Annotated in this window: 14 protein-coding genes; 10 read left to right on the top strand and 4 right to left on the bottom strand. The window is 62.5% G+C overall.

The window, feature by feature from the left end:
* Window positions 1-68: 68 nt before the first annotated feature.
* The gene (locus FRF71_RS13225; RefSeq protein ID WP_147091662.1) at window positions 69-872 is read left to right on the top strand and encodes a crotonase/enoyl-CoA hydratase family protein; all 804 of its coding nucleotides are present in this window, start codon (window positions 69-71) and stop codon (window positions 870-872) included.
* A 20-nt stretch (window positions 873-892) separates the two neighbouring features.
* Here the strand turns inward: FRF71_RS13225 and FRF71_RS13220 are convergent, their stop codons facing one another.
* The gene (locus FRF71_RS13220) at window positions 893-1,654 is read right to left on the bottom strand and encodes a GntR family transcriptional regulator (RefSeq protein WP_161597971.1); all 762 of its coding nucleotides are present in this window, start codon (window positions 1,652-1,654) and stop codon (window positions 893-895) included.
* Between the two features lie 74 nt (window positions 1,655-1,728).
* Entirely contained in the window at window positions 1,729-2,835 is a 1,107-nt protein-coding gene (locus FRF71_RS13215) for an epoxide hydrolase family protein (protein ID WP_147091092.1), read from the bottom strand.
* Between the two features lie 159 nt (window positions 2,836-2,994).
* Here FRF71_RS13215 and FRF71_RS13210 point away from each other — a divergent pair, with 159 nt between their 5' ends.
* Both FRF71_RS13210 and FRF71_RS13205 read left to right on the top strand, forming a co-directional pair.
* A complete protein-coding gene (locus FRF71_RS13210) occupies window positions 2,995-3,870 on the top strand; it encodes a metal-dependent hydrolase (RefSeq protein WP_161597970.1) in 876 nt (291 codons plus the stop codon).
* A 96-nt stretch (window positions 3,871-3,966) separates the two neighbouring features.
* Complete coding sequence (locus tag FRF71_RS13205) at window positions 3,967-4,974, top strand: alcohol dehydrogenase catalytic domain-containing protein (protein WP_147091090.1); 1,008 nt, start codon at window positions 3,967-3,969, stop codon at window positions 4,972-4,974.
* 63 nt (window positions 4,975-5,037) lie between these two features.
* Here FRF71_RS13205 and FRF71_RS13200 read toward each other — a convergent pair whose 3' ends face one another.
* Window positions 5,038-5,838 (bottom strand): SDR family NAD(P)-dependent oxidoreductase, encoded by an 801-nt coding sequence (locus FRF71_RS13200; protein ID WP_161597969.1) that lies wholly within the window; start codon window positions 5,836-5,838, stop codon window positions 5,038-5,040.
* 174 nt (window positions 5,839-6,012) lie between these two features.
* Between FRF71_RS13200 and FRF71_RS13195 the strand changes: the two genes are divergently transcribed.
* Genes FRF71_RS13195 through FRF71_RS13180 form a run of 4 tightly spaced genes read left to right on the top strand, consistent with a single transcriptional unit; the run spans window position 6,013 to window position 9,930 of the window.
* Window positions 6,013-6,414, top strand: a complete 402-nt coding sequence (locus FRF71_RS13195) for a Zn-ribbon domain-containing OB-fold protein (protein WP_147091088.1) — start codon at window positions 6,013-6,015, stop codon at window positions 6,412-6,414.
* Window positions 6,411-7,562 (top strand): acetyl-CoA acetyltransferase, encoded by a 1,152-nt coding sequence (locus tag FRF71_RS13190; protein ID WP_147091087.1) that lies wholly within the window; start codon window positions 6,411-6,413, stop codon window positions 7,560-7,562. The genes FRF71_RS13195 and FRF71_RS13190 overlap by 4 nt, the downstream gene beginning before the upstream one ends.
* A 45-nt stretch (window positions 7,563-7,607) precedes the next feature.
* Window positions 7,608-8,810 carry an acyl-CoA dehydrogenase family protein gene (locus FRF71_RS13185; RefSeq protein WP_147091086.1) on the top strand — a complete coding sequence of 401 codons (1,203 nt, stop codon included), beginning with the start codon at window positions 7,608-7,610 and terminating at the stop codon, window positions 8,808-8,810.
* 10 nt (window positions 8,811-8,820) lie between these two features.
* The gene (locus tag FRF71_RS13180; RefSeq protein ID WP_147091085.1) at window positions 8,821-9,930 is read left to right on the top strand and encodes an acyl-CoA dehydrogenase family protein; all 1,110 of its coding nucleotides are present in this window, start codon (window positions 8,821-8,823) and stop codon (window positions 9,928-9,930) included.
* Window positions 9,931-10,147: 217 nt separating this feature from the next.
* Here the strand turns inward: FRF71_RS13180 and FRF71_RS13175 are convergent, their stop codons facing one another.
* A complete protein-coding gene (locus FRF71_RS13175) occupies window positions 10,148-11,293 on the bottom strand; it encodes an amidohydrolase family protein (protein WP_161597968.1) in 1,146 nt (381 codons plus the stop codon).
* A 79-nt stretch (window positions 11,294-11,372) separates the two neighbouring features.
* On the opposite strand from FRF71_RS13175, the gene FRF71_RS13170 reads away from it, so the two are divergent.
* From FRF71_RS13170 to FRF71_RS13160, 3 genes are all read left to right on the top strand, one after another.
* On the top strand, window positions 11,373-12,176 hold the full coding sequence (locus FRF71_RS13170; RefSeq protein WP_147091083.1) for an IclR family transcriptional regulator: 804 nt from the start codon (window positions 11,373-11,375) through the stop codon (window positions 12,174-12,176).
* A gap of 255 nt (window positions 12,177-12,431) precedes the next feature.
* The gene (locus FRF71_RS13165) at window positions 12,432-13,226 is read left to right on the top strand and encodes an SDR family NAD(P)-dependent oxidoreductase (RefSeq protein WP_161597967.1); all 795 of its coding nucleotides are present in this window, start codon (window positions 12,432-12,434) and stop codon (window positions 13,224-13,226) included.
* A 20-nt stretch (window positions 13,227-13,246) separates the two neighbouring features.
* Entirely contained in the window at window positions 13,247-14,770 is a 1,524-nt protein-coding gene (locus FRF71_RS13160; protein WP_147091081.1) for an AMP-binding protein, read from the top strand.
* Window positions 14,771-14,777: the final 7 nt, after the last annotated feature.

Here is a 14,777-nt window from a genome sequence, read left to right as displayed (position 1 = left end):
AAGCCTCGCCAACAGGGCTCAAAAGCTTAGGATTGCTTCACTTCCAGGCTACCATGAGGAGCAATGCGGTGCCCCCTTTCGTGACAATCGAGCGGCGTGGCCGCGTCGCCTTGCTCACTCTGAATCGGCCCGATTCGCTTAATGCGATCGGCACGCATCGTGACTGTCTCGATCTGGTAGAGGCGATTGAGTCCCTGATCGATGATCGCTCGATCTCCGCAGCTGTCCTTACCGGTGCGGGAAGAGCCTTCTCAGCCGGCGGCAACCTCAAGGCGATGAGGGAACGCAATGGCATCGGCCCGCTCGAGCAGCCTGACTCGACTCGGCACAATTACCGCCGTGGGGTGCAGCGGATCACCCACGCGTTCATGGCCTGCGAGGTGCCGCTCATCGCTGCAGTCAACGGCCACGCAGTCGGCCTGGGCTGCGATCTCGCCTGCCTGTGCGACATACGTCTTGCCGCCGAGAGCGCGAAATTCTCGGCAAGCTTCATCAAGGTTGGCATCGTGCCCGGCGATGGCGGCGCCTGGTCGCTCCAGCGTGTCGTAGGTTACTCCACGGCGGCGCGAATGTTTCTCACTGGCGATCGTTACAGTGCACAGGAGGCACTGGGATTTGGGCTGGTCGATACAGTCGTCCCCGATGAACGGTTGCTGCCGGAGGCATTAGATTTAGCACAGCGGATCGCCGCCAACCCCGCGCGCGCACTGCGGCTGACAAAGCGGTTGTTGCGCGAGGCGCAGACGCAGCGCATGTCGGAAATCCTGGAGCTTTCCGCCGCCTACCAGGCCCTCGCACATGAAACAGCCGACCACACTGAGGCGCTCGACGCGTTCCTGGAGAAGCGCGAACCGGTATTTCGCGGCGAATAAGGCGCAGCCACCGACTCCAGTCAGACGCTGTGCAGGCCGGCCTTGAGTTCGACCTCGTAACGGTACCGCTCTGGATGATAGCGCTGGCGTGCGATCTCCACGAGCTCGCCCGTGGTCGTGTAGTAGTTACGCTGGGCGTACAGTACCGGCGTGCCTTCAACGATGCCCAAAAAGTCTGCGGTTCGCCCTGTCGCCTTATCTGGTGTGATGGTCTGGCTTGCGCGTCCGAGCCGCACGCCCAGCTTTCGCTCTACGATACGCACGATGGGCTCGCTGCCAACAATATCTTCCGCCGCAAACTTGCCGATTAGTGCGGGCGTGAAAAAAAACTCCGAGTGCGCCGTCGGGCCTTCCCGAGTCCTGCTCACGACCTCGAGGCGAAGCAACTTGCCGCCGGGCTCCAGTCCAAACTCCGCCAGGACATCCTCGGGCGCGAGCCGTTGGTCGAGCGATACGAAGATCGGCTCGAGCTCCGACGCCGTAAGCAGAAAGGCATCGAGCGAGCCGGTCAGGTGCACGGCATGGACCGGGGAGCTTGGACTTGCCACGAACGAACCGACACCGCGCCGCCGCCGGATCAGCCCCTGAACATCAAGTGTTTCCAACGCACGTCGAACAGTGATCCGGCTGACACCATAGGCTTGCCCGATCTGCTCTTCGGTCGGCAGCATGGAGCCGGCAGCATACTCGCCCGAGGCAATCCGCGCCTTCAGATCCTGCTCCAGCTGATGATACAGCGGAACGGGTCCGACCTCGAGCTTGCTTGCAGAAAGGTTGTTCATTTCTGAAACCATATACCTGCTCCAACCCAGCGCAAAGCGATACGGACACCGCATCACCTGTGCGATCCGCTCGGTCAGCGGCCGAATTGGTCGAAGAACGCGATCACGTCCGCCGCGAACGCGGCTGGCTCTTCCATCGCAGCGAAATGTCCGCCTGCCGGGAGCTTGCTCCAGCGCTGCACATTATACGCCTGTTGGGCTAGGCGCCGGCTTGGCATCGGGTAGAACTCACCCGGAAAGTGCGCCAGGCCGCAAGGTACAGCGACCGGGCCGGGATGGCGCTTTTCACGATTGCTAGCGTAATACATCCAGAGCGAAGAGATCACGTTGTCGGTCACGAGATAGCTCATAAGGTTCGTGATGAGGTGGTCCTTGTCGAAGCGGCTCTCGATCACGCCGCCTGTATCGCCCCAGCGCCAGAACTTTTCGACAACCCATGCTGCCCAGCCGACCGGATTGTCGTGCAGCGCGAGGCCGATCGTCTGCGGTTTTGTCCCTTGCTCGTGGTGATATCCGCTCTCAGCTTCCATCAACTTGGCGACACTGCGCCAGTATTCGGCAAGCTCGGGATCGTCGCTTGATCCCGGCGGCGGCCCCATGAAGAAGTTGACGTGGATCGCGGCAACTGCATCGGCGTGAGCCGCGCCAAGCTGGTGCGTTACCGCGCTGCCCCAGTCCCCCCCCTGGGCAAGGAAGCGCGGATAGCACAATATGTCGACCATCAGTCTGCGCCACAGCGCGGCAACCGAAGCCGGCCCGATCGGCCGCCCCGGCCTGCCAGACCAGCCGTATCCCGGCAGCGAGGGGATTACGAGCGTGTAGCCAGCCGCCACCAGAAGCGGGATTGCAGCCTGGAACTCGACCACCGATCCCGGCCAACCGTGAGTGATGATGATCGGCAGCGGCCGCGAACCGTCGCCCTGGATGTGGTAGAAGTGGATATCGACGCCATCGACCGTTGCCATGAACTGCGGCCACCGGTTGAGCTTTGCCTCTTCAGCCCGCCAGTCGTACACGTCCCGCCAGTAGGCAACGAGTTCGGCAAGGTACCTGTGGTCCATGCCGTAGTCCCAGGGACCTCCCTCGGCAGGCGCATAGCCGATGCGGGCGTCCGCGAGACGCACCGAGATACGGTCGAGCACCGACTGGGCGACGTCGATGCGGAAAGGCCGCAGGCTCATCTTCGCGTTACCTCCTGTCGCGAAATGGACCGCGAGAGCGGCAGCGGCCAGACGGACGGCACGCCCATCGCTGTTGCGATGAAACCGGCACGCGCTTGTTCAGCCGCGGCCTTCTAAACTAGTTGTCCTGCCCAGCGCCCGGAAGAGGAGAAGGGTCTGGTGGCACTGACGGTCCGCTATCCCAATATCGATTACTCCAGGGTGCGCGCCCATTGGGCGCCGAGCCGTGCGTTTTCCCACCACCGGAACGCCACTTCGTTCATCCCGACCCCAATCGAGCCATGGCTGATCCGTATCCTGCAGCGGGCCAGGCCGCTTGTCCCCGCGTCGGAAGCGCGCTTGCTCAAGGACATGGATGATTTCATCGGGCAGGAATCACAGCATTACCGTCAGCATCGTCTGTTCAATAAGCACCTGATCGCGCAAGGCTATCCGGCCCTTGCAGACATCGAGAAGGAGCTCGAGGACGATCTCGAACGATTGCTCCAGAACCGTTCCCTCAAGTTCCTGCTTGCCTATGCCGACGGCTTCGAGTCGCTTGGTGCGGTGGCCGGCTGGGTCTGGTTCGAGAAGAGCGCAAGTTGGCTTGAAGGGGCGGATCAGGATCTAACCGACCTGTGGAAGTGGCATATGGCCGAGGAATTCGAACACCGCCACGTCTGCTTCGATATCTACCACGCGATCTATGGTCGCGGCTGGTGGAACGCGATCTGGAATGGGTACTTCTGCCGGATCTACGGTCTCCTGTTCGCGGTGCGCCACCTGAACCGGGGCTACATGGAGCGGATGTACGCCTATCTTGCCGAAACCGACCGCGCTGCCATGACGCCGGACGAACAGGCCGCCTTTGCCCAGGATGAGAAGCGCTTCCGCCGTTTTCTGCTCCGCACCGCGCTGCCACTGCTGGCGAACTTTCTGCCCTGGTACAATCCGTCGCGCAAACGTACGCCACGCGGCCTGACTGAGTACCTGCGACGCTTCGAGCCTGGCGGCGACCGATCGCGGCACGCCTTGAGACAGCCTGCTTCGGTTTGAGTGCCGTCCCCGCCACGGCTACTCCCCATCCGGGGATGGCGTGGTGGAGGATGACACTTAGCACTTGTCGAAACATATCGATCCGGGAGAGTTCAGATGCGGGCTGCAGTATTCAAGGAAGCAGGGAAGCCCTGGGCTATCGAGGAACGCCCCGACCCCACCCCGGGCGAAGGCGAGGCCGTTATCCGTGTCGGCCGCTGCGGCATCTGCGGCACTGATCTCAACATGACTTCAGGAAGGGGCTACGACTTCCCTTGCGACACGGTCCTAGGACACGAGTTCTCGGGCGAAGTCGTTGCAGTGGGAAAGGGCGTGGAGACGCTGAGGGTCGGGGACCGGGTGACGGCTCTGCCCGCAGCAGGTTGCGGCCATTGCGACCTGTGCCACGCAGGCCAGGTCGTGATGTGCTCGAATATGGCCCCGTATGCTGGCGGCTATGCCGAATACATGCGTATCGCAGAGCGCACGGCAGTGAAGCTTCCCGCTGCCCTGAGCCTAAATGATGGCGCGCTGATCGAGCCGCTCGCAGTGGGCTTGCATGGCGTGCGCCTCGCCCAGTTGCCGCTCGGCGCCAAAGTACTCGTGCTGGGCGCTGGTGCGGTCGGACTTGCAGCCACTTTCTGGGCACGACGGCTGGGCGCCGGTAAAGTGGTCTCTGCGTCACGTTCGGAGCGGCGGCGCGATATGGCGCTTACGCTGGGTGCCGATGACTATGTCTTGACAGGTGAAGGCGAGGCCGAGCGGATCAACGAAGCGCTTGGCGGCATGCCGGACTACGTATTCGAGGCGGCAGGCGCAGTCGGACTGCTTCAGCAGTCGATCAATCTCGTAAGGCCCAACGGCCATGTCGTCTCCCTTGGATTCTGCATGGCACCGGACCCGGTGATTCCCGGTGTCAGCACGTTCAAGCAGGTCAAGCTCGCCTTCTCGATGGCCTGGACGGTGCCCGAGTTCCGCTACGCAGTGGACACAATGGACGCGGGGCATGTTGAACCACGGCAAATGATTACCAGCAATATTGGGCTCGACGACCTGCCGGACATGATCGATCGGTTGCGCGGCGAGAATACCGAGACAAAGGTTCATGTCGACCCTTGGGCCTGATTGTTCGGCGGCCCGGTCATACCTGTGGCGTTTCGAGTGGCCGGTGTTGCGACCGTTCCGCGCCTAGACGACGTAGCGGATCGTCTGTCCCCCATCGACTGCTATGGTTTGACCGTTGACATAGCCTCCGGCTTCGCTGGCAAGCATGACAACAACGCCGGCGATCTCGTCCGGCTCACCCATTCGCCCCACGGTCGAGCGAACCATTTCCTTCGCGAGCTCTTCCGGGTTGTCGAGGATCGCTCCCGCCATTGTGGTTCGCACTAGTCCCGGCGAGACGGTGTTGGCGCGAACGCCGGACGGGCCATGCTCAACCGCGATGTTGCGCACATACTGCATGGCGATGGCCTTGCTTAGCGTATAGCTATGATAGACCCCGCTGCCAAAGTGCGCGGCAATAGTGCCGATGTTGATGATCCTCCCCCATCCGCGCATTCTCATGCCTGGCAGAAACTTCTGGCTGAGCCGGTGCAGCGCACCGAAGTTGCCGTCGATGGTCTTCTGGAGAATTGCGTCGTTCATCGTCGCACTCGGCCCGTTGTGGATGTGCAGCCCGGCGTTGGCGACGAGTATATCAATCCCCCCAAATGCGGCTTGCGCTTCGCTGGCCAGTTCCTCGACCTCATCGGGCCGGCTGATATTTGCGGATATTGCAACTGCACGTCCAGGATTGGCCATGTTGATGGCGTCGGCAACGGCGACAAGCGCCTCGGCCTTGCGAGCGCAGATCACCACATCAGCACCGTGCTGGGCCAGCCGGTGGGCTATCGCACGGCCGATCCCGCGGCTGGCGCCAGTCACCAAGGCTCTTCGACCGGAAAGGTCAAACAGTGTACCAGCGAAACGCCCGCGCGCTGTGCTCATCGTGCCCATCCAACTCAGGATCGGCATCCGGACACTTTCGAGCAAGCGGCCGGGCCGAGATATCGGCACCGCGATCATCGCATGCGCCGGGGCGCGTTGGATGCTTCTTCCATCTACAAGGATGCCGCGCAGCAATTGCGCTTTGGCCGCATAAGCTACAGGCGGGTTGAGGAAATGACGGAGACCGATCCGAAAACGGGGCCGGACGAACAGTTCATGGCGTTCCTCGCGCAGGGCCGCTTCATGATCCAGCGGGGGACGCTGTCCGGCAAGCACGTGTTTTTCCCCCGCGTTGTGGCGCCGGGCACCGGCGAAGACCTGGAGTGGGTCGAAGCTTCGGGGATTGGGGTCGTTCACTCGACGACGGTGGTGCGCAAGCGCCCTCCAGAGCCGAACTTCAATGTCGCCCTTGTCGACCTCGCTGAGGGACCGCGGATGATGAGCCGGGTGGAGGGCATCGATCCGGCCGAAGTGCGCATCGGCATGGCGGTACGCGCTCGCATCATCGATGGGGAAGACGGTCCTCTTGTGGTCTTCGTACCTGAAGCTACCCACGACGAGGCAGCTGCAGCATGAGCGACGAGATGTTCCCCCGGGGAAAAACCGCGATTGTCGGCGTCGGCACATTCGGGACAGACCGGGCACCGGGCTACGAGCCGCACGATATGGCTGCGAACGCCGCGCGTGATGCGTTGCGGGAGGCGGGACTGAGCTTTGCCGATGTCGACGGATTGTTCTACACGAATAATGTCGACACCTTTGGCGGCGCCTTGAGTTTTGCGCAGTATCTCGGAATTCAACCCCGCGTCCTGGACAACAGTCGTACCGGCGGAAACGTGTTCCAGAGCTATCTGGAACGCGCCGCCTGGCTGCTTGACGCAGGCCTGATCGATTGCGCTTTGGTCGCGTTCGGTTCCAACCAAGCCTCGGCAACCGGCAAGCTTTCGAACGCCTCCCGGCCTTGGCCCTACGAGGCACGCTACAAGCCACTCCTTCCGGTCAGCGGCTATGCGCTTGCAGCAGCTCGGCATATGCACGAGTTCGGCACGACGAAGGATCAGCTTGGCGAAGTGGCGGTTGCGGCACGGGCGTGGGCAACCCTAAATCCTGAAGCGGTCAAGCGCGATCCGATGACCCTGGACGACTATCGCGCCTCGCGCATGGTCTCCGATCCATTGTCGGTGCTTGACTGCTGCCTGGTGACGGACGGCGCGGCGGCAGTGGTACTCACGCGGTCAGACCGGGCGAGGGATCTGGCCAAGAAGCCGGTCAAAGTTCTTGCTGCGGCGAGCTCGACGACCCACGCGTTCATTTCAGCGATGCCCGATCTGACCCGCACCGCGCTGGTCGAATGCAGTGCCCGTGCCTATTCCGCAGCTGGCCTGGGTCCACAGGATATTGACATAGTCGAACTCTATGACGCGTTCACGATCAACACGATCATGCTCCTTGAAGACCTCGGTTTCTGCCCGAAAGGCGAAGGCGGCCGGTTCGTGGAAGGCGGGGCAATCGCGCCGGGCGGCAAGCTGCCAGTCAACACTAACGGCGGCGGGCTCTCGTGCACGCATCCGGGCATGTACGGCCTGTTCACGATCGTGGAGGCCGTGCGCCAGCTAAGGAGCGAAGCTGGCGCACGTCAGCTACCGGGTGTTCGGACTGCGATTGCGCAGGGCAACGGCGGTGTGCTCTCGGCACAAGCGCTGGCGATCCTGGCGGTAGACTAAGGGCACATCATCGACTGAAGAAAGTCGAAACGGGAGAAGCGAGTCATGGATTTCCGGTTGGACGAGGGTCTCGAGGAGTTCAGGCAAATGGTCCGAAGTGCCATTGCCGAGGACCTCCCGAACGACATAAGGGACCGCCAGCGGCGGTTCGGTGGTCTTCAGTCCGATCCCGTTGATGTCCTTGAATGGACACGCATCCTCGCGAGACGCGGCTGGACCGTGCCGCATTGGCCGGTCGAGCATGGCGGATGCGGGTGGACGCCGCTGCAGCTCTTCGTTTTTCAGGACGAAATGATCCGCTCCTTCGCTCCGGACTCCTGCTGGGGTGGCACGCACATGGTTGGGCCGGTAGTCTACACATTCGGGTCTGAGGAACAGAAGGCGCGCTTCCTCCCCGCGATCCGCAATGGCGACTTCTACTGGGCACAAGGATTTTCAGAACCGGGCAATGGTTCGGACCTTGCCAACCTTCGTACTGTGGCGGTGCGCAAAGGCGATGTCTATGTCGTCAACGGGCAGAAGATCTGGACGAGTTCCGCGTGGGCCTCGGACTGGGGCTTCTTTCTTGTCCGCACCGATCCGACAGTCAAACCGCAACGCGGAATCTCCTTTCTCCTCATCGACATGAAGAGCGCGGGCGTAACCATCCGACGCATTCCGCAGATCAACGGAGAGTCAGATCTTTGCGAAGTATTCCTCGATAACGTGGAAGTGCCTGCCACCAACCTTGTGGGCGAAGAAGGTGCGGGTTGGACTTACGCCAAATTTCTGCTCGACCATGAGCGTACCACCAGCTCGTTCATCTACTTCAACAAAAAGGAAGTAGCGCTCGCGAAGGCAATGGCAGCCAGCCATTCGCTTGACGGCGTCACCCTCGACAAGCACCCGCGTTTTCAAGGCCGGCTCGCCCGCCTCGAAGCCGAGGTGTCCGCGCTCGAATGGTCGGTGCTGCGCACCCTAGGCGATGAGCCGTTCCAGTACCCCGAAGCGGCAGCAGCTTCGGTGCTCAAGGTGGCGGGATCCCGGCTCCAGCAGGCGATCAGCGAACTGCATGTAGACCTGCAGGGCGTTCAATCGATCCGGCTCTACCCGCACGAAGTTCACAAGCGACCGGCGCGCAGCCCGTTGTGGCCGGAGGAGAGCGAATACGTAACGCAACGGGCGCTCATCCTGCGTGCTGCCACGATCTACGGCGGAACGTTGCAAATCCAGAAAAACATCATTGCCAAAGTCGCTTTCGGCCTCTGAAGGACCTGCCATGGAGTTCAACACTTCCGACCTGCAGCGCATGCTGCTTGACAGCGCCGAGCGCTACATCGCCGAGCGCTTTACACTCGAGCATCGGCGCGCCCTGCGCGACAACGGCAGCGGGCTCGACGAGAAGGCCTGGGCCACCTTTGCCGAACTGGGCTGGCTGGCACTGGCTGTTCCGGAAACCTTGGGCGGACTAGGCGGGAGTTCGGTCGATCTCGCAGTACTTGCTGCCGCCTTCGGCACCAAGTGCGTCTGTCAGCCATTCGTCGGCACAGCCGTGCAAGGGGCATACCTGCTCGCCGCAGCAGAGGAGCCACGGACAGCTGTCATCGAGCAGGTGATCGGCGGAACGGCCCTCATCGCGCTGGTCCATGGCGAGCCCGGCGAGCGGTACGCCGAGGTTGCGCCCCGCCGCGTGACGCTGACGCCCGATGGCAACGGCTACATTCTGAACGGCCAAAAGTTCTTCGCGGTCGATGCGCCGCTAGCGACGCACCTCGTCGTCTCGGCTGATATTCCCGGACGCGGGCTTGCCTTGATACTGGTGCCCTCGGACAATGCCGGCATCGCCGCGGACGCCTATCCGTTGCTGGATGGGAGCCGCGCCGCAGACCTGCAATTCGAAAACGTGTGGCTGGGGCCCGACGCGGTGCTCGCAACCGGCACCACGGCCGAGGCGCTGCTTGGGGCGGCACTCGACCAGGGCCGGCTCGCGCGCCTCGCGCAGGCCGTCGGCTCGATGGAAGAAGTGCTGCGGATCTGCTCGGCCTACCTTAAGGAACGCCGGCAGTTCGGCCAGCCGATCGGGAGCTTTCAGGCACTGCAGCATATCATGGCCGACATGTTCGTGGCCGCCCACCAGTCGCGTTCGGCGCTCTACCAGGCCCTCGCGCACGCCGACCGGCCAGCGGCCGAGCGAAGCCGGTCGATCTCGCTTGCCGCGATCACGATCGGAGAAGCCGGCCAGCTCGTTTCGCGACAGGCTATCCAGCTTCACGGTGGCTATGGCCTGACCGACGAATATGAAGTCGGTCACCACTACCGCTACCTGCTGACGCTTGAGAAGCTGAGCGGCGACATCGACTTCCACATGGCGAGACTCGCCGCCTCTTGAGGACCTGGTTCGCTCGCTAGCGCAGTCCGGTCAACAGAAACGGCAGGCGCGGGGTGCCTCTCGCGACCTCGCGGCGCGCACTTGACGCGCCGCGAGGACTTCTCCGTACCGAAGACGCCTGGGAACCTCTCGGGTCGAGACCTTCTCGGCTCGAACTGCGCAGAGGCCCTGTCCGCAATTTCGGGACCGGGCCTCGTTCCATGCTCGCGTTGACCGTTCAGAGATTCCAGAGCTTCGCCGCATTGCGGCCTACCACGTCTTTGGCGCGCTCCTCGCCGAGCACGTCGAAGATCTTGCGGATCTCATTGCGCGATTCGCCAAACACGCTCTCGCCGTGTGGATAGTCGCACGACCACAGCAGGTTGTCGGTGAGGTTGTATTCTCCGGCGAGCTTCAACCCGACGTCGTCGGTCATGATGGCTGAATAGCACTGGCGCCGGAAATAGTAGCTCGGTAGCTCCTTGAGCTTCGGCTTCATCTCCGTCTCATAGACCTGATAGATCCGATCGGCGTCCTGCAGCGTCCACGGCACCCAACCGAAGCCGCCCTCGCAGAACACGACCTTTAGGTTGGGGTGGCGCTCGAGAATGCCCGAGAACGCTAGCAGCGACCACAGCGGACGATAGGGCCCGAGGTTCTTGGTCAGGTTAGCGCCGGTTGCCCCCTTGCCCCGGAATTCGAGATAGGCGCCGACGTGGAACATCACCGGAATGCCGCTATCCGCGATGGCCTCCCACATCGGCTCCATTGCGGAAGCATTGTAGGGCACATTCTTGGGCGCCGAGGGGATTTCAAGCGCCTTGAGGCCCCAACCTTTGAACTTCTCGATATAGGCCGCGGTGTCCGCCGGGTTGTAGATCGTGGGCAAGATGCCGACGCCGACCAGCCGCTGCGGATTGGCCGCACACAACTCTCCGAGCCACTCATTGTAGGCATCCATGCAACGGGCGAAGAACGCCTTGTCCTCCATCCGTACCAGCGACATCGCACGGCTGTGGAAGAACAGCGAGACGTCGATTCCCTCGGCGTCCATGTCCTTGAGGCGCTCCTTCGCGTCCCAGAAGCCAGGGCGCCCCTCGCCGATCAGACCCTCAATGCCGGGAACGTCATAGTTCATCCCGTCGACCGTCATGTGCCAGCGGTCGTCGGCCTTGTCCTGCCACAGGCGCGGCGCACGCTCGCGGTCCGCGCCGGACATGCGCTTCTCCCAAAGACCTTCCTCTTCCATTCCATGGTCATCAACCGAGATGACCCGCGTGCCGGCGGGCGGGCGCCAGCCACTATCCTGCACCTCGCGGTTCATCGGCCAATCCACCGCCTCTATCGGCGTGTCCTGGGTGAATGTCGCCTGGTAGCCTTCCATCGCAGGTCTCCTTGAACATTTAGTGCTTGATTTATTCGACAGATGAGTAATATATTCGCTAGATGATTGAGATATACCCATGATGACGAATAAGTCAACCAGATCCGAGTCGCGCCGCGACAGTGGAGTCACTGCACTCGCGCGCGGCCTTGCGATCCTCCAGTGCTTCGACCGGCCGGGCGCCCATTTCACCGTCTCCGAATTGGCGCGGCGTGTCGGGCTCAGCCAACCCACCACCTGGCGGCTCTGCAGCACGCTGATCGACAAAGGTTTTCTGGTGAAGGCACCGGGCAACTCAGCGCTCAGCATCGGCGCGCCGGCGCTGACCCTGGGATACGCGGCCGCGCAGGGACAGGACCTGAGGGCGCTGGTGCGGCCCTATATGGAGCAGTTGACCACCCGGGTCGGGACCACCGTTGCGCTGAGCCTGTACAGCGGCGACGAGATGCTCTCGATAGACCAGACGATGGGTACCTTCGTCGTGCCCGGCCAGCCCGTCGGCTGGCGAGCGTCGCCAACCTCCTCGTCCGCCGGGCTTGCGGTCCTTGCCGTGCTCCCGGACGAAGATCGCAATCGCGCGCTACAGACGATCGCCGAACGCGATCCAGCCGCTTGGCCCCGCCGAAAAGAGCGGATCGAGGCGGCCGCAGCCCATTTTGCCGAACACGGCTATGTAGTTCTGACTGACATGTTCGACGGGCAATATGCCGCCGCCTCGGTTCCACTGATCGAGGGTGGCGCGGCCCCGCGATACTGGGGCCTCAGCTGCAGCGGTCTCAGCGCCACCTGGACCGCCGACGCCCTGCGCCCCGTCGGCACGGAACTCGTTCGCATCCGTGCGCTACTCCAGCCAGCGGCAGCCGTCATCGGAGCACTACGTTAAGGCAGCTCCGTCTGCTGAAGGTCGGCAAAGGCAAAGGTCATCGGCGCGCGCTCGACGAACCAAGTTCATTGGCCTCACCATCCACCGCGGTGGCACAATCGATCACGCCCGCGATATCGACGAGCTGAGTGTCGTCCTCGGGCCAGGACCCGATGTACGTTTCTGCGTTGTCAGGACGGGAGCGTCGCGAAAGCTGGAGCCTCCCGCCCGGAGCACTACGGACAACATGTCCGCGCCTCGATGAAGGAGGCGGGGATGCAAACGATCGCTGAGGAGACGTATCCGACGATGGTTGCCCGATCCTTTGCCGGAAGGACCGCTCTCGTCACCGGCGCCGGTGCGGGTATCGGCCGAGCATCGGCCACAGCCTTCGCTCGCCGCGGTGCGCAAGTGATGGTTGCCGATATCGATCTGGCCGGTGCTCAGGAAACCGTACGGATGATCCGTGTCGCAGGCGGAACGGCCGAAGCAATTCTCTGCAATGCAACCGACGGTGCATCGGTAGAAAATCTCGTGCGCGCGACGACTGAGCGGTTCGGCTCACTCGACTTCGCGCACAACAACGTAGGCTGCGGCGTGGGCAAACCGCTGGAGGACCTGACCGATAATGACTATCAGTTCGTCAGTGATCTATCGTTCAAGTCGGTGTTCCTCGGCCTCCGCCATGAATTGCCAGTGATGCGGGCGCAGGGGCACGGTGCCATCGTCAACACCGCTTCGATGGCCGGCATTAGCACCAGTCCGGCCGCGGACATCATCTATGCCGGGGCCAAAGCTGGAGTAATCCAGATGACGGCACATGCCGCGCGTGCTTACGGGCCCTATGGCATACGTGTGAATTGTGTCGCGCCGGGGTTGGTGGCCACCAAGATCGTCTCGGAAATGTTCACTCCGGAGCAACAGGTCGAACTTGCCGGTGACCAGATCCTGAAGCGCCCTGCCAGCCCGGAAGAAATCGCTGCAGCGGTGGTGTTCCTCTGCTCGGCGGAAGCGGCGATGATCACTGGACTGGTCATGCCGGTTGACGGCGGCCAGAACGCCTTACGCTAAGATAGGGTTGGCCTCGCTAGATGAAAGATCAGCAATTCGCAGCAGCAGACTGGCTCGACGACAATGGCCTCCCCCGTCCAGGCGCGCCGATGGGCATGCTGCTGAGTGCCCATGCGGCGCTCCGGCCGGACGCTCCGGCCTTCACGTTTGACGGTGAAACGCTCTCGTTCCGACAATGCGATTCCCGGGCAAACGTCCTTGCTAGAGCCCTCGCGCTGCGCGGCGTCGCCAGCGGCGACCGCGTGGTGGTTTCCATGCCCAACCGACCGGACCACGCGCTGGCAATAAACGCGATCTGGAAGCTCGGCGCGACCCCGTGCTCGGTTTCCCATCGTTTGACACCGAGCGAGTTCCGTGAGGTGCTGGAGCTCGCTGAACCAAGGTTGGTCATCGGGACATCCCAAACTCCGGCTAGCGCCTCCTCACTCTTTGATATCGATGCGCCGCTTTCAGGCGAACTGGATGACCGTCCCCTGCCCCCTGCCCTATCCACGCCAGGGAAGATCCTGGCAAGTGGCGGGAGTACGGGGCGACCGAAACTGATTGTCGACCCTCGCAATTCGGGGTGGGGTCCCGACAAGGTCAATCTCTACCGCCCACCGTTGAGCACAGTGCTGTGCGCAGGGCCGCTCTACCATGCAGCGCCCTTCGCCTTCGTCATCGTAGGCCTTGCCGAGGGCAGCCATGTGATCTGCATGGAGCGATTCGAGCCGGTTGAGTGGTTGCGGCTGGCAGAACGGTACCAGGCCACGGTAGCGACAATGGTGCCCACGATGATGAGCAGGATTGCCCGACTCGATCCCGCGATAACGATCGCTGCTGATCTCTCGTCGTTCCGATTCATTATGCACTCTTCCGCTCCCTGTCCTGAAGACGTGAAGCGCTGGTGGCTTTCGAAGGTGGCCCCCGAGACACTATGGGAGGTCTACGGATCAACCGAGCGTCTAGGCTCGACCCTGATCAACGGCACCGAATGGCTCGAGCATCCGGGCTCTGTAGGCCGCGCCAATGCGGGCGACACCATCATCATTGCCGGGCCGGACGGGACCCCTCTGCCACCGGGAGAGATTGGAGAAATTTTTTTCCGACGAGCAGCAGGAGTGGGCACAAGCTATCGCTACATAGGCGCAGAAAGCCGCATTCGTGGCGATCTGGATGGTCTGGGCGACATGGGATGGCTCGATGCAGACGGATATCTCTTCATCGCGGACCGGCGCACCGACATGATACTGGTCGGCGGCGTCAATGTCTGGCCCGCTGAGGTGGAAGCGGCGCTGGAGCAGGTCCCCGGGGTGCTCTGCGCAGCCGTGATCGGGTTACCGGACCCCGATCTCGGCAATCGTGTGCACGCAATAATTGAACTGGCGCAGCACGTCGAGGTGCCAAAGGCTGATGCTGCCTTGGCATTTCTTGCTGCCGGCTTGGAGCGCCTCGCTTCGTTCAAGCGGCCAAGATCAGCGGAATTCACATACGAGCGCGTACGCGATGATGCCGGAAAAGTCCGCAGGGCCGCCTTGCGCGCCGAACGGATCGGCGTCCACTGAAGTCCTG

The organism is Novosphingobium ginsenosidimutans (assembly GCF_007954425.1).
Taxonomy (GTDB): domain Bacteria; phylum Pseudomonadota; class Alphaproteobacteria; order Sphingomonadales; family Sphingomonadaceae; genus Novosphingobium; species Novosphingobium ginsenosidimutans.
Note: the sequence above shows the minus strand (reverse complement) of the source record. Positions and strands in the feature narration are given on the sequence as shown.

Coding starts and splice junctions, on each gene's coding strand:
- FRF71_RS13220 (WP_161597971.1), bottom strand. CDS start 1,654: ATGAACAACCTTTCTGCAAGCAAGCTCGAGGTCGGACCCGTTCCGCTG.
- FRF71_RS13215 (WP_147091092.1), bottom strand. CDS start 2,835: ATGAGCCTGCGGCCTTTCCGCATCGACGTCGCCCAGTCGGTGCTCGAC.
- FRF71_RS13205 (WP_147091090.1), top strand. CDS start 3,967: ATGCGGGCTGCAGTATTCAAGGAAGCAGGGAAGCCCTGGGCTATCGAG.
- FRF71_RS13200 (WP_161597969.1), bottom strand. CDS start 5,838: ATGAGCACAGCGCGCGGGCGTTTCGCTGGTACACTGTTTGACCTTTCC.
- FRF71_RS13195 (WP_147091088.1), top strand. CDS start 6,013: ATGACGGAGACCGATCCGAAAACGGGGCCGGACGAACAGTTCATGGCG.
- FRF71_RS13190 (WP_147091087.1), top strand. CDS start 6,411: ATGAGCGACGAGATGTTCCCCCGGGGAAAAACCGCGATTGTCGGCGTC.
- FRF71_RS13185 (WP_147091086.1), top strand. CDS start 7,608: ATGGATTTCCGGTTGGACGAGGGTCTCGAGGAGTTCAGGCAAATGGTC.
- FRF71_RS13180 (WP_147091085.1), top strand. CDS start 8,821: ATGGAGTTCAACACTTCCGACCTGCAGCGCATGCTGCTTGACAGCGCC.
- FRF71_RS13175 (WP_161597968.1), bottom strand. CDS start 11,293: ATGGAAGGCTACCAGGCGACATTCACCCAGGACACGCCGATAGAGGCG.
- FRF71_RS13170 (WP_147091083.1), top strand. CDS start 11,373: ATGATGACGAATAAGTCAACCAGATCCGAGTCGCGCCGCGACAGTGGA.
- FRF71_RS13165 (WP_161597967.1), top strand. CDS start 12,432: ATGCAAACGATCGCTGAGGAGACGTATCCGACGATGGTTGCCCGATCC.
- FRF71_RS13160 (WP_147091081.1), top strand. CDS start 13,247: ATGAAAGATCAGCAATTCGCAGCAGCAGACTGGCTCGACGACAATGGC.